This window comes from Mycobacterium sp. E3251, assembly GCF_001666835.1.
In the GTDB taxonomy this organism is placed as follows: Bacteria; Actinomycetota; Actinomycetes; order Mycobacteriales; family Mycobacteriaceae; genus Mycobacterium.
On the sequence record NZ_LZJF01000204.1, the window covers coordinates 30,446 to 44,211 of the forward strand.

Consider the following 13,766-nt stretch of genomic DNA (forward strand, 5'->3'; position numbering starts at 1 on the left):
CACAGTCTGCTCAGCGCAGAATCCTGGCGTAGAGCAGGCTGTCCTGCGGCTCGGGCCCCAGGTTGGGGTAGACGGCGTGGCGGGCCAGTCGCCCCTCCAACACGAAACCGGCGCGCTCGAGCAGCCGCGCCGAACGCTCGTTCTCGACATTGCAGGTGGCCCACACCCGATACACCGCCCGGTCGCTGTCGAGCGCGGTCAACAGCATGTCGATCACCTCGGCCATCACGCCCTTGCCCCACCACCGTCGGCCCAGGCAATACCCGATCTCGACCGAGTGCGGCACCGGGCGCCGGCAGCTGGCCAGCCCGACGACCTCACCGCTGTGCCGCAACTCGATCGCCCAGGTACGGTCGTCGGCCGTTGCGTTGAGCTTCTCGGTGATCACCCGCCGCGTCGCCGCCACGTCGGGATGCGGGGCCCACATCAGGTACTTGGTGACCTCGGGATCGCGGGCCACCCGCTGGAACAGTGCCCCGGCGTCGTCGAGCACGGGCCGGCGCAGCACCAGCCGGGGCCCGGTGATGCGATCGGGTGGGTAATCGGCCACGGGGCTAGAGGCCGAGCGCTTGATAGGTGCGGCGGACGAATTTCGGCTGCACTGATTGCAGCTTCGCCAGCGAGGTGTTACCGGCTACCGCCGCCGCCACGTCCGCGGACATGTCGGGCAAATTCTGGACGAGATAGATCAGGACCAGATCGGCGCTCGGATCGGCCTGCCACCACGTCCCGTACGCGCCCGGCCAGCTGAATGTCCCGAGCCCGCCGGGGCCGAACAGCGGCGCGCTCTTGGTGGGGTCGGTCACCACCGACAGATTCAGGCCGAAGCCACGGCCCACCCAGTACGGCGCCCCGAGAAAGTTGTGCCGCTTCTGCTCGTCGGTCAGCCGGTCGGTGCGCATCAGCCGGGCGGACTCCGGCGACAACACCCGCACGCCGTCGATCGTTCCCTCGCCGAGCAGCATCCGCACGAACCGCAGGTAGTCGTCGGCGGTCGACCACAGGCCGCCACCCGCGTTGGGGAACGACGGCGGCGTGATGTGCGGCGGACCCATCACGTCGTGGTGCAGCTGGCCCTGCCCGTCGAGCCGGTACATGGTCGCGGCGCGGCGGCGCGCCTCGGGGGACACGAAGAACCCGGTGTCGGGCATGCCCACCGGGCCCAGCACCCGTTCGTCGAGGACCTGGTGGAACGGCTTGCCCTCGATGCGTGCCGCGATGACGCCCAGCAGGTCGATGGAGTGGCTGTAGGTAAGTCGGTCGCCCGGCTGATGCACGAGCGGCAGCTTGGCCAGCTCGGCCAGCCAGGCGTCCGGGCCGTTGTTGAACGGCAGCCGCACGTAGGCCTTGGCGATCGGCCCGGACACCGAGAATCCGTACGCCATGCCGCTGGTGTGGGTGAGCAGATCCTCGATGAGGATGGCGCGCTGCGCCGGATGCGTCCGGTCCAGGGGGCCGTGCGGGTCGTCGAGGACCCGCACGTCGGCGAGCTCGGGCGCCCAGCGCACGATCGGGTCTTTCAGTGTCAGCTTGCCCTCGTCGACCAGGCTCATCACCGCCGCGACGGTGACCGGCTTGGTCATCGACGCGATCCGGAACAGCGTGTCGCGCTGCATCGGTAGGTCCGCGTCCACATCGCGGTAGCCGATTTCGTTGACCTGCAGCACTTCTCCGCGCTGCCACACCAGCGTCAGCGCACCGGCGAGCATGCCCGCGTCGCACACTTCGCGGACGGAGGCCGCATTGGCGTCGAGATTCACCCGAATCAGGTTAGCGTCGGGCCCGGGGGAGCCGCGGCCAAGGCTTCATCCACGGTGGGGTAGAGGTCGATGAACTCGTCGAGGCCCACGATGCGCAGCGGCCGGCTGGTTGCCGAGCCGTCGGCCGCCACCCGCAGTGACGTCGGGCTGTTCTCGGTCAGGCGATGCACCTCGACCAGCACGGTGATGCCGGCGGAGGACAGGAAATCGACCTCGGTGAGGTCGATGACGAGCACCGCGGGGGTGTCGGTGAGGGCAATGTCGATGTGCGTGGCGAGCGAGGGCGCGGTGATGATGTCCACCACACCACTGACCTGCAGCACCACCGCGTCACCTGCATCGCGGCGGCTGACCCAGAACTCCTCGCTCCTCACCATCCGAACGTACTGTCTTCTCCGCAACGGCCGATCACCCGGGCCGACTCTTGGCCGGGCGGGTTCGGTCAGCGCCGCTGCGCGCGGACGTACCAGAACGCCATTTCGACCTGCGCGCCCTCGACCTCGCGGCGCATCGTGGCGGGTTCCAGCGACGCGATGTCCCAGCCCGCGCCGCCGAGGACGTCGCGCAGGGTGGACTCCGAGACCGCGGGCCGGGGCCACCGCTCGTCGGGGGCGTTGGCGTCGGAGAAGCAGCTGATCAGCAGCGTGGCGCCCGGCCTGGTCGCCCGGTGCGCCGCGGCCGCATAGTGGCGCTTGCCGTCGTCGTCGAGGCAGTGGAACATCCCGCTGTCGACAACGGTGTCGAACGCCTCGGTGTAGCCCTCCAGCTTGGTGGAGTCAGCCACCGCGAACGTCACGTCGACCCCGGCGTCATGGGCCCGGCGCTGGGCGGTCACCAGCGCGGTGGGCGAGATGTCCAGCCCGGTGACCCGGAACCCGTTCTGCGCCAGGTAGATGGCGTTGTCGCCGAGCCCGCAGCCGATGTCCAGGACGTCACCGTGAACCCAGCCGCCGCCGTGCCAGGCGATGACGTTGTCCTTGGGCGCCTTGGTATCCCACGGGGGTGTGGCCATCGGCGGGATGCCCTCGCCGGGGCTCTCGCCGCGGTAGAGCGCGTCGAAGTCCATTTGCTGCAGTCTGGAGAAGCCCGAGCCGGTCATTTTCGCCAGGGTAGCGCGGCATCGTGTCCCCAGTGTGGCGGCCAAAATTTCATCCCGGTTTCGGTTGGGCAAAGGTACTGCAGCGTGCCCGCGATGCGCGGGCCGATATCGCCTGCTTGGTTTTAGTGTTGGCCGCATGGCCGAACTGAAGTATCGCGTGAAGCGCTGGCGCACAGCGCTTCACGCATCCGTGTCGGCAGTGCTGGTTGCCGCCCTCGGGCTCGCCATCTCCCCGGCGGCTCACGCGGCTGCGGCCTCGGCGACGTTGTCGGTGGAACATGCGTGGCAGACCGGTTTCATCGCCAACTTCACCGTCACCAACTTGAGCACGGCGCCGCTCACCGACTGGCGGCTTGACTTCGACATGCCGGCGGGACAGTCCGTCGTGCACACGTGGAACAGCAACGTCACCCAGTCGGGCACCCACTTCGTCCTGACCCCCGCGAACTGGAATCGCAGCATCGCACCGGGTGGCTCAGCCACCGGTGGGCTGCGAGGCGTGGTGATCGGTTCCTTCACGCCGCCGTCGAACTGTCTGCTCAACGGGCAAGTTCCCTGCACCTAGCGGCGGCTGCGCACCGAGACTCGCGGTAGGGCGCGCGTCGAAGCCCTCCGCCGCGGTGGGCGAAGCCCGAGCCCAGCGGGACACCTGGGACCGGTGGGGCTGGGCGGGCCTTCCTCGACGGCGCCACCCGTGCCTCACACCGGCGCGCTCGCGAAGAAGTGCTACGCTGCCGGGCAGTCGACATCCTTTAACGATCCGTCCGGCGAGGCGGAGAAGGAGGTCAAGTCTCGTATGGGTGCTTTGGGTGAGAGCGGCGTGGGCCGCGAATCCCGGGAATTGATGTCGGCGGCCGACGTGGGTCGCACCATTTCCCGTATCGCACACCAGATCATCGAAAAGACCGCTCTGGATGGTCCCGACGCGCCGCGGGTGGTGCTGTTGGGAATTCCGACCCGCGGCGTGATCCTGGCCAAGCGCCTGGCCGCCAACATCGCCGAGTACAGCGGTGTGCAGGTAGGTAACGGCGGCCTCGACATCACCCTCTACCGCGACGATCTGATGCAGAAGCCGCCGCGGCCGCTCGAGGCCACCTCGATCCCGGCCGGCGGCATCGACGACGCCCTGGTGATCCTCATCGACGACGTGCTGTACTCCGGGCGCTCGGTGCGCTCAGCGCTGGACGCGCTGCGTGACGTCGGCCGGCCGCGGGTGGTGCAACTCGCGGTGCTGGTCGACCGCGGCCATCGCGAGCTGCCGCTGCGCGCGGACTACGTCGGCAAGAACGTCCCCACCTCGCGCAGCGAGAGCGTGCACGTGCTGCTGGCCGAGCAGGACGGTCGCGACGGGGTGGTGATCTCGCGATGACGCGTCACCTGCTGGCGGCCGGCGACCTGAGCCGCGACGAGGCCACCGCCATCCTCGACGACGCGGACCGGTTCGCCGAGGCGCTGGTGGGCCGCGAGATCAAGAAGCTGCCGACGCTGCGCGGGCGCACCGTGATCACGATGTTCTACGAGAACTCCACCCGCACCCGGGTGTCGTTCGAGGTGGCCGGCAAGTGGATGAGCGCCGACGTGATCAACGTCAGCGCTGCCGGATCGTCGGTGGGCAAGGGGGAGTCGCTGCGCGACACCGCATTGACGCTGCGGGCGGCCGGCGCCGACGCGCTGATCATCCGCCACCCGGCGTCCGGCGCGGCACACCTGCTGGCCGAGTGGACGGGCAGCGCGAACGAAGGCCCCTCGGTGATCAACGCCGGGGACGGCACCCACGAGCACCCGACGCAGGCGCTGCTCGACGCGCTCACCATCCGCCAGCGCCTCGGCGGCATCGAGGGCCGGCGCATCGTGATCGTCGGCGACATCCTGCACAGCCGGGTCGCCCGCTCCAACGTCATGCTGCTGAACACCCTGGGCGCCGAGGTGGTGCTGGTGGCGCCGCCGACGCTGTTGCCGGTAGGGGTCGACGGCTGGCCGGTCACCGTGGCAGGCGACTTCGACGCCGAATTGCCCGCCGCCGACGCCGTGCTGATGCTGCGGGTGCAGGCCGAGCGGATGAACGGCGGCTTCTTCCCGTCCGTGCGCGAATACTCCTCCCGCTACGGGCTTTCCGACCGCCGCCAGGCCATGCTGCCCGGCCACGCCGTGGTGCTGCATCCGGGGCCGATGCTGCGGGGCATGGAGATCGCGTCGTCGGTGGCCGACTCGTCGCAATCGGCCGTCCTGCAGCAGGTTTCCAATGGCGTGCACGTGCGGATGGCGGTGCTGTTCCATGTGCTGGTGGGCGCGGAATCCGCCGGAGAAGAGGGCGTGGCATGAGCGTGCTGATTCGCGGGGTCCGGTTGTACGGCGAGGGCGAGCGGGTCGACGTGCTCGTCGATGACGGCCAGATCGCCGAAATCGGTACGGGCCTGGAGATTCCCGACACCGCGGACGTCATCGACGCCACCGGTCACGTGCTGTTGCCGGGACTGGTCGACCTGCACACCCATCTGCGCGAACCCGGCCGCGAGTACGCCGAGGACATCGAAACCGGTTCGGCCGCAGCGGCGTTGGGCGGCTACACCGCGGTATTCGCGATGGCCAACACCAACCCGGTCGCCGACAGCCCGGTGGTCACCGACCACGTGTGGCACCGCGGCCAACAGGTCGGCCTGGTCGACGTGCACCCCGTCGGCGCCGTCACCGTCGGACTGGCCGGCGCGGAACTGACCGAGATGGGCATGATGGCGGCCGGGGCCGGCCAGGTCCGGATGTTCTCCGACGACGGCATCTGCGTGCACGACCCGCTGGTGATGCGCCGCGCCCTCGAGTACGCCACCGGCCTGGGGGTGCTCATCGCCCAGCACGCCGAGGAACCCAGGCTGACCGTCGGCGCCGTCGCCCACGAGGGACCGACCGCCGCCCGGTTGGGGCTCTCGGGATGGCCGCGGGCCGCCGAGGAGTCGATCGTGGCCCGCGACGCGCTGCTGGCGCGTGACGCCGGCGCCCGCGTCCACATCTGCCACGCGTCCACCGCGGGCACCGTCGAGATCGTGAGATGGGCCAAGGAGCAAGGGATTTCGATCACCGCCGAGGTCACCCCACATCACCTGATGCTCGACGACGGCAGGCTGGCCAGCTACGACGGGCGCAATCGCGTCAACCCGCCGCTGCGCGAGGCCGCCGACGCGGTGGCGCTGCGCCAGGCCCTGGCCGACGGTGTCATCGACTGTGTGGCCACCGACCATGCCCCGCACGCCGAGCACGAGAAGTGCGTGGAATTCGCCGCGGCCCGTCCCGGCATGCTGGGTCTGCAGACCGCGCTGTCGGTCGTGGTGCAGACGATGGTGACGCCGGGGCTGTTGACCTGGCGTGACGTCGCGCGGGTGATGAGTGAAAACCCCGCGCGCATCGTCGGGCTGCCCGATCACGGCCGTCCGCTGGAGGTGGGGGAGCCGGCCAACCTGACCGTGGTGGATCCCGACACCACCTGGACGGTCGCCGGGTCGGATCTGGCCAGCCGGTCGGCCAACACGCCATTCGAGTCGATGGCGCTGCCCGCCACCGTCACGGCGACCCTGTTGCGCGGCAAAGTCACCGCTCGAGACGGGAAGTGCCCGGCATGAACTCCGCCACGCTGGTGGGTTCGCTGATCTTTGCGGCCGTGCTGGTGGTGGTCATCGCGGTGGTGATCCAGCTGATGATGCGCGGCTGGCGGCGCCGTTCGCAGCGGCAGGCGGAGCTGATCGGCGAACTGCCCGAGGTGCCCGACCAGGTGGGCGCGGCGATTGCCACCACCCGCGGCCACTACTGCGGTTCCATGATGGCGCCCGATTGGAACGAGCGGATCGCGGCCGGCGATCTGGGTTACCGGAGCAAAGGAGTGCTGACCCGCTACTCCGGCGGAATCATGGTGGAACGGCTACGGGCCCAACCAATTTGGATCCCAAACGACTCGATCAGCGCTATCCGCATGGAGCGCAGCATGGGGGGCAGGGCGCCGGCCCGGATCGGGATATTGGCGATTCGGTGGCGCCTGCCATCGGGGGTCGAGATCGACACCGGCTTTCGCGCAAACCACCGCGACGACTACGCCGAGTGGCTGAAAGAGGAAGCAGCGTGACAGACAAGGCCCTACTGGTACTCGAGGACGGGCGGGTCTTCACCGGCACGCCGTTCGGCAAGGTCGGCGAAACACTGGGCGAGGCCGTGTTTTCCACCGGCATGTCCGGCTACCAGGAGACGCTGACCGATCCCAGCTATCACCGGCAGATCGTGGTGGCCACCGCGCCCCAGATCGGCAACACCGGCTGGAACGGTGAGGACGGTGAGAGCCGCGGCGACAAGATCTGGGTCGCCGGTTACGCGGTGCGCGACCCGTCGCCGCGCGCGTCCAACTGGCGCGCCACCGGCACCCTGGAGGACGAGCTGGTGCGCCAGCACGTCGTCGGCATCGCCGGCATCGACACCCGTGCGGTGGTGCGCCACCTGCGCACCCGCGGATCGATGAAGGCGGGGGTGTTCTCCGGAGAGGCGCTCGCCGACCCTGACGAACTGGTGCGGCGGGTGCGCGGGCAGCAGTCGATGCTGGGCGCCGACCTGGCCGGCGAGGTCAGCACCCCGGAGCGCTACGTCGTGGAATCCGAAGGGCCGCAACGCTTCACGGTGGTAGCGCTGGACCTGGGCATCAAGACCAACACCCCGCGCAATTTCGCGCGCCGCGGCGTCCGCAGCCACGTGTTGCCGTCGTCGACGAGCTTCGAGCAGATCGCCGACATCGCACCCGACGGCGTGTTCTTGTCCAACGGCCCCGGCGACCCCGCGACCGCCGACCACGTCGTCGCGCTCACCCGCGAGGTGCTGGGCGCCGGGATTCCCTTGTTCGGCATCTGCTTCGGCAACCAGATACTGGGCCGGGCGCTGGGCCTGTCCACCTACAAGATGGTCTTCGGCCATCGCGGCATCAACATCCCGGTGATGGACCACGCGACCGGGCGGGTGGCGGTGACCGCACAAAACCACGGCTTCGCGCTGGAAGGCGAGGCCGGCCAGTCCTTCGACACCCCGTTCGGGCAGGCCGTTGTCAGCCACACCTGCGCCAACGACGGGGTGGTCGAGGGCGTCAAACTCGCTGACGGGCGGGCGTTCTCGGTGCAGTACCACCCCGAGGCCGCCGCCGGTCCCCACGACGCGGAATACCTGTTCGACCAATTCATCGACCTGATGGCCGCCCAACAGAGCGAAAGGGGGCGCTAGTGCCGCGTCGCACCGACTTGCGTCACGTGCTGGTGATCGGCTCGGGGCCGATCGTCATCGGTCAGGCGGCCGAATTCGACTACTCCGGCACCCAGGCCTGCCGGGTGCTGCGGGCGGAGGGGCTGCAGGTCAGCCTGATCAACTCCAACCCGGCCACCATCATGACCGATCCGGAGTACGCCGACCACACCTACGTCGAGCCCATCACCCCGGCGTTCGTGGAGCGGGTGATCGCCCAGCAGGCCGAGCGCGGCAACAAGATCGACGCGCTGCTGGCCACGCTGGGCGGGCAGACCGCGCTCAACACCGCCGTCGCGCTGCACGAGAACGGGGCGCTGGAGCGCCACGGTGTCGAGCTCATCGGGGCCGACATCGACGCGATCCAGCGCGGCGAGGACCGGCAGATGTTCAAGGACATCGTCGCCAAGGTCGGCGGTGAATCCGCCCGCAGCCGGGTGTGTTTCACGATGGAAGAGGTTCGCGAGACGGTCGAGGAGCTCGGCCTGCCGGTCGTGGTGCGCCCCAGCTTCACCATGGGCGGCCTGGGCTCGGGCATGGCGCGATCCGTCGAAGAGGTCGACCGGATGGCCGGCGCCGGCCTGGCCGAAAGTCCCAGCGCCAACGTGCTGATCGAGGAATCGATCTACGGCTGGAAGGAATTCGAGCTCGAGCTGATGCGCGACGGCAACGACAACGTCGTCGTGGTCTGTTCGATCGAGAACTTCGACCCGATGGGCGTGCACACCGGCGACTCGGTCACCGTCGCGCCGGCCATGACGCTCACCGACCGGGAATACCAGCGGATGCGGGACCTGGGCATCGCGATCCTGCGCGAGGTCGGCGTGGACACCGGCGGCTGCAACATCCAGTTCGCGATCAACCCGGCCGACGGCCGGCTGATCGTCATCGAGATGAACCCCCGGGTGTCGAGGTCCAGCGCCCTGGCCTCCAAGGCCACCGGCTTCCCGATCGCCAAGATCGCCGCCAAGCTGGCCATCGGGTACAGCCTCGACGAGATCGTCAACGACATCACCAAGGAAACGCCGGCCTGCTTCGAACCCACCCTCGATTACGTCGTCGTCAAGGCGCCGCGGTTCGCGTTCGAGAAGTTCCCCGGGGCGGATCCGACCCTGACCACCACGATGAAGTCCGTTGGCGAGGCGATGTCGTTGGGCCGCAACTTCATCGAGGCACTCGGCAAGGTGATGCGGTCACTGGAGACCACCCGCGCGGGTTTCTGGACCAAGCCGGACCCGGACGGGGAGGTCGGTGAGGTGCTCGACCGGCTGCGCACCCCGACCGAGGGGCGGCTTTACGACATCGAACTGGCGCTGCGGCTGGGCGCCTCGGTCGAGCAGGTCGCCGAGGCCAGCGGTGTCGACCCGTGGTTCGTCGCCCAGATCGGCGAGCTGGGCAAGCTGCGCACCGAGTTGCTCGACGCCCCGGTGCTCGACACCGACCTGCTGCGGCGGGCCAAACACAGCGGGCTCTCGGACCGCCAGATCGCCTCCCTGCGGCCGGAATTGGCGGGGGAGAACGGCGTGCGCTCGCTGCGCGAGCGGCTCGGTATCCACCCGGTATATAAGACGGTCGACACCTGCGCGGCGGAGTTCGAGGCCAAGACGCCCTACCACTACAGCAGCTACGAACTCGACCCGGCGGCCGAGACGGAGGTGGCCCCGCAGACCGAGCGGCCCAAGGTGCTGATTCTCGGGTCGGGCCCCAACCGCATCGGCCAGGGCATCGAATTCGACTACAGCTGCGTGCACGCGGCAACCACGTTGAGCCAGGCCGGTTTCGAGACCGTGATGGTCAACTGCAACCCCGAGACGGTGTCCACCGACTACGACACCGCCGACCGGCTGTACTTCGAGCCGCTGACTTTCGAGGACGTCCTCGAGGTGTACCGCGCCGAACAGCAGTCGGCCGGCGCGGGTCCCGGGGTGGTCGGCGTCATCGTGCAACTGGGCGGCCAGACCCCGCTCGGGTTGGCGCAGCGCCTGGCCGACGCCGGGGTCCCCATCGTGGGCACCCCGCCGGAGGCGATCGATTTGGCCGAGGACCGCGGCGCGTTCGGCGACGTGCTGACGGGCGCCGGGTTGCCGGCGCCGAAGTACGGCATGGCAACGACTTTCGCGCAGGCCCGCCGAATCGCCGACGAGATCGGTTATCCGGTGCTGGTGCGGCCCTCGTACGTGCTGGGCGGCCGCGGGATGGAGATCGTCTACGACGACGAGACGCTGGAGGGCTACATCACCCGCGCCACCGAGCTCTCGCCCGAGCACCCGGTGCTGGTCGACCGCTTCCTCGAGGACGCGGTCGAGATCGACGTCGACGCGCTGTGCGACGGCGCGGAGGTTTACATCGGCGGCATCATGGAGCACATCGAGGAGGCCGGCATCCACTCCGGCGACTCGGCGTGCGCGCTGCCGCCGGTCACGTTGGGCCGCAGCGACATCGAGAAGGTGCGCCATGCGACGGAGGCCATCGCGCACGGCATCGGGGTGATCGGCCTGCTCAACGTGCAATACGCGCTGAAGGACGACGTGCTCTACGTCCTGGAGGCCAACCCGAGGGCGAGCCGGACCGTGCCGTTCGTCTCGAAGGCCACCGCCGTCCCGCTCGCCAAAGCGTGCGCCCGGATCATGTTGGGCGCCACCATCGCCCAGCTGCGCGACGAAGGCATGCTGGCGCCGTCCGGTGACGGCGCCCACGCGGCCTGGAACGCCCCGATCGCGGTCAAGGAGGCGGTCCTGCCGTTCCACCGCTTCCGCCGCGCCGACGGGGCCGCCATCGACTCACTGCTGGGCCCCGAGATGAAGTCGACCGGCGAGGTGATGGGCATCGACCGCGACTTCGGCAGCGCCTTCGCCAAGAGCCAGACCGCCGCGTACGGGTCGCTGCCGGCCGAGGGCACCATCTTCGTCTCGGTCGCCAACCGGGACAAGCGGTCGCTGGTCTTCCCCGTCAAGCGCCTTGCCGACCTGGGCTTCCGCGTGCTGGCCACCGAGGGCACCGCGGAGATGTTGCGCCGCAACGGGATTCCGTGCGACGAGGTTCGCAAGCACTTCGAGCCCGCGCAGCCGGGCCGCCCGGCGGTATCGGCCGTCGACGCGATCAAGGCCGGCGAGGTCGACATGGTGATCAACACGCCCTACGGCAATTCCGGCCCACGCATCGACGGCTACGAGATCCGTTCGGCCGCGGTGTCGGTCAACATCCCCTGCGTCACAACGGTGCAGGGCGCGTCGGCCGCCATCCAGGGCATCGAGGCCGGCATCCGCGGCGACATCGGCGTGCGGTCCCTACAGGAACTGCACAGCCTCATGGGCCAGGGCACCGGCGAAGGCGCCCGGTGACGGGCTTCGGCGTCCGGCTGGCCGACGCCAAGGCGCAACGCGGCCCGCTGTGCGTGGGCATCGACCCGCACCCCGAGCTGCTACGCGCATGGGATTTGCCTACGACCGCCGACGGGCTGGCCGCGTTCTGCGACATCTGCGTCGAGGCGTTCGCCGGTTTCGCCGTCGTCAAGCCCCAGGTGGCGTTCTTCGAGCCCTACGGCGCCGCCGGGTTCGCCGTGCTGGAACGCACCATCGCGGCCCTGCGGTCGGCCGGCGTGCTGGTGCTGGCCGACGCGAAGCGCGGCGACATCGGCAGCACGATGGCGGCGTACGCCGCCGCCTGGGCGGGGGACTCGCCGCTGGCCGCCGACGCCGTGACGGCCTCGCCGTACCTGGGGTTCGGCTCGCTGCGGCCGCTGCTGGAAGCCGCCGCGGCGCACGATCGCGGCGTGTTCGTGTTGGCGGCCACCTCCAACCCGGAGGGGGCGACCGTCCAGCGCGCCGCGTTCGACGGCCGCACGGTCGCCCAGCTGGTCGTCGACCAGGCCGCGGTGGTGAACAAGTCCGCCACGCCGTCCGGACCCGGCTACGTCGGCGTGGTGGTGGGCGCGACGGTCCTGCAGGCCCCCGACCTCACCGCGCTGGGCGGGCCGGTCCTGGTGCCGGGGCTGGGCGTGCAGGGTGGCCGGCCGGAGGCGCTTGCCGGGCTCGGCGGGGCGCATCCCGGCCAGCTGCTGCCCGCGGTGGCCCGCGAGGTGCTGCGCGCCGGGCCGGGAGTCCCCGAGCTGCGGGCGGCCGGCGAGCGGATGCTGGACGCGGTGGCCTATCTGGGAGCCCCCTAGACGCCCCGCTGGGCGCCGAGCGCGGCCCCTGCGCACTCCGAAACGCCACGGCCGCGCCCGAGGCCTCAGGCGCGTGTCAGTCCGACGCGATCGACGTGCTGGGCCGGGCGGTCTCCACGATCACCGTGGTGGCCTTGACGACCGCCACGGCGACACTGCCGGGCCGCAGCTGCAGTTCCTCGGCGGCCTCGGTACTCATCAGCGAGACGACGGTGAACGGGCCGCACTGCATCTCCACCTGGGCCATCACCTTGTCGCTGGTGACCTTGGTGACCAGGCCGACGAAGCGGTTGCGGGCGGAGCTGCCGATGCTCAGCGGGTCCGGCGGCGGGGCGGGCGCGTTGGTCCGGGAAAACCGGGCCAGGTCCTCGCTGGCGATGACCTTGCGGCCGGCCGCGTCATGACTGACCGACAACGAACCTTGGTTGATCCATCGCCGGACGGTGTCGTCGCTGACTCCGAGCAGCTCAGCGGCCTGACGGATCCGCAGGTTCGACACCGCTAGATGGTAACCCGGCCGGTGTTAGCTGGAGCCGGTACCAGCAATCGTCACCTGGTCGAACCGCGCAGGACAGCATCAACGCGACACGCGCGACACGCGACGAAAAATGCGTGATCCCCGGCACGAGGGGTTTCCGGTCGCCGAGGCCGGCCTTCGCCGCCGCCCCCGCGACGCCGACCGCGCCGCCCCGACGCGCTAAAACCGCTGCTCAGGGCGCTGATTGCGGCGCTCGACAGGGCGATGCGGGCGCGCGGAAGGCAACGGTCGCCACCGCCGTCGCCGATGCCCGGCGAACCGGATTTTCGGGCCGCGCGCGGGGCTCATGCTGGGAGTTTGCCCCCCAAACCAGGGGGTCGGGTTAGATTTCGTCAGGAGGCCTGAGTACGGTCGTCTCCGCTGGCTGAAGTGCCGGCAGAGACAAAAAGCGATCGATTGAGATTGATTGATCAGATACGGAGGAATCGTGGCCCTTCCCCAGTTGACCGACGAGCAGCGCGCGGCCGCGTTGGAGAAGGCGGCTGCCGCACGTCGAGCGAGAGCAGAGCTCAAGGACCGGCTGAAGCGCGGCGGCACCAACCTCACGCAGGTGCTCAAGGACGCCGAGACCGACGAAGTCCTGGGCAAGATGAAGGTTTCCGCGCTGCTTGAGGCGTTGCCCAAGGTGGGCAAGGTCAAAGCGCAGGAAATCATGACCGAGCTGGAGATCGCCCCCACCCGCCGCCTGCGTGGCCTGGGCGATCGGCAGCGCAAGGCCCTGCTGGAAAAGTTCGGCTCCTAACCCGGCCTCGGCCAACCCGCCCTGTGGGCGCACCGGCCCGGGAGCGCCAGTGAGCGCCGGCGGGGGACCGGACGTCGAGCACGGGACGCGTCCCACACCACCTGGCAAGGGACGCGTGGTCGTGCTGTCCGGTCCCTCCGCGGTCGGCAAGTCGACAGTGGTCCGGTGCCTGCGCGAGCGGATACCGGACCTGCATTTCAGCG

Annotated in this window: 14 protein-coding genes and 1 pseudogene; 10 read left to right on the forward strand and 5 right to left on the reverse strand. The window is 69.8% G+C overall.

What is annotated here, in order from left to right:
* Positions 1-10: 10 nt before the first annotated feature.
* The 4 genes from A5697_RS26680 to A5697_RS26695 all read right to left on the reverse strand — a co-directional run bounded on the left by A5697_RS26680 (position 11) and on the right by A5697_RS26695 (position 2,835).
* Positions 11-550: a GNAT family N-acetyltransferase gene (locus A5697_RS26680; protein ID WP_068012745.1), complete on the reverse strand. Its 540-nt coding sequence runs from the start codon at positions 548-550 to the stop codon at positions 11-13.
* Positions 551-554: 4 nt separating this feature from the next.
* Complete coding sequence (locus tag A5697_RS26685) at positions 555-1,760, reverse strand: serine hydrolase (protein ID WP_068012748.1); 1,206 nt, start codon at positions 1,758-1,760, stop codon at positions 555-557.
* A gap of 5 nt (positions 1,761-1,765) precedes the next feature.
* Complete coding sequence (locus A5697_RS26690) at positions 1,766-2,134, reverse strand: STAS domain-containing protein (RefSeq protein ID WP_231972190.1); 369 nt, start codon at positions 2,132-2,134, stop codon at positions 1,766-1,768.
* Between the two features lie 68 nt (positions 2,135-2,202).
* A complete protein-coding gene (locus A5697_RS26695) occupies positions 2,203-2,835 on the reverse strand; it encodes a class I SAM-dependent methyltransferase (RefSeq protein ID WP_156673470.1) in 633 nt (210 codons plus the stop codon).
* 160 nt (positions 2,836-2,995) lie between these two features.
* On the opposite strand from A5697_RS26695, the gene A5697_RS26700 reads away from it, so the two are divergent.
* From A5697_RS26700 to pyrF, 8 genes are all read left to right on the forward strand, one after another.
* Positions 2,996-3,424: a cellulose-binding domain-containing protein gene (locus A5697_RS26700; RefSeq protein ID WP_067950173.1), complete on the forward strand. Its 429-nt coding sequence runs from the start codon at positions 2,996-2,998 to the stop codon at positions 3,422-3,424.
* A 231-nt stretch (positions 3,425-3,655) separates the two neighbouring features.
* The gene (gene pyrR / locus A5697_RS26705; RefSeq protein WP_067950176.1) at positions 3,656-4,228 is read left to right on the forward strand and encodes a bifunctional pyr operon transcriptional regulator/uracil phosphoribosyltransferase PyrR; all 573 of its coding nucleotides are present in this window, start codon (positions 3,656-3,658) and stop codon (positions 4,226-4,228) included.
* On the forward strand, positions 4,225-5,181 hold the full coding sequence (locus A5697_RS26710; protein WP_067950177.1) for an aspartate carbamoyltransferase catalytic subunit: 957 nt from the start codon (positions 4,225-4,227) through the stop codon (positions 5,179-5,181). The genes pyrR and A5697_RS26710 overlap by 4 nt, the downstream gene beginning before the upstream one ends.
* Positions 5,178-6,470, forward strand: a complete 1,293-nt coding sequence (locus A5697_RS26715) for a dihydroorotase (protein WP_068012750.1) — start codon at positions 5,178-5,180, stop codon at positions 6,468-6,470. The genes A5697_RS26710 and A5697_RS26715 overlap by 4 nt, the downstream gene beginning before the upstream one ends.
* A complete protein-coding gene (locus tag A5697_RS26720; RefSeq protein WP_068012758.1) occupies positions 6,467-6,967 on the forward strand; it encodes a transporter in 501 nt (166 codons plus the stop codon). Before A5697_RS26715 ends, A5697_RS26720 begins: the two co-directional genes overlap by 4 nt.
* The gene (gene carA, locus A5697_RS26725; RefSeq protein WP_068012752.1) at positions 6,964-8,100 is read left to right on the forward strand and encodes a glutamine-hydrolyzing carbamoyl-phosphate synthase small subunit; all 1,137 of its coding nucleotides are present in this window, start codon (positions 6,964-6,966) and stop codon (positions 8,098-8,100) included. Before A5697_RS26720 ends, carA begins: the two co-directional genes overlap by 4 nt.
* Positions 8,100-11,459, forward strand: coding sequence for a carbamoyl-phosphate synthase large subunit (carB, locus tag A5697_RS26730; protein ID WP_068012754.1), 3,360 nt, complete (start codon positions 8,100-8,102; stop codon positions 11,457-11,459). Before carA ends, carB begins: the two co-directional genes overlap by 1 nt.
* Positions 11,456-12,283, forward strand: coding sequence for an orotidine-5'-phosphate decarboxylase (gene pyrF / locus A5697_RS26735; RefSeq protein ID WP_068012756.1), 828 nt, complete (start codon positions 11,456-11,458; stop codon positions 12,281-12,283). Before carB ends, pyrF begins: the two co-directional genes overlap by 4 nt.
* 76 nt (positions 12,284-12,359) lie before the next feature.
* Here pyrF and A5697_RS26740 read toward each other — a convergent pair whose 3' ends face one another.
* A complete protein-coding gene (locus A5697_RS26740) occupies positions 12,360-12,782 on the reverse strand; it encodes a molybdopterin-binding protein (protein WP_066945151.1) in 423 nt (140 codons plus the stop codon).
* 466 nt (positions 12,783-13,248) lie between these two features.
* On the opposite strand from A5697_RS26740, the gene mihF reads away from it, so the two are divergent.
* Both mihF and A5697_RS27505 read left to right on the forward strand, forming a co-directional pair.
* Positions 13,249-13,563, forward strand: a complete 315-nt coding sequence (gene mihF, locus A5697_RS26745; RefSeq protein WP_007171927.1) for an integration host factor, actinobacterial type — start codon at positions 13,249-13,251, stop codon at positions 13,561-13,563.
* A gap of 49 nt (positions 13,564-13,612) precedes the next feature.
* Positions 13,613-13,766, forward strand: a pseudogene (locus A5697_RS27505) (guanylate kinase); the annotation flags it as partial.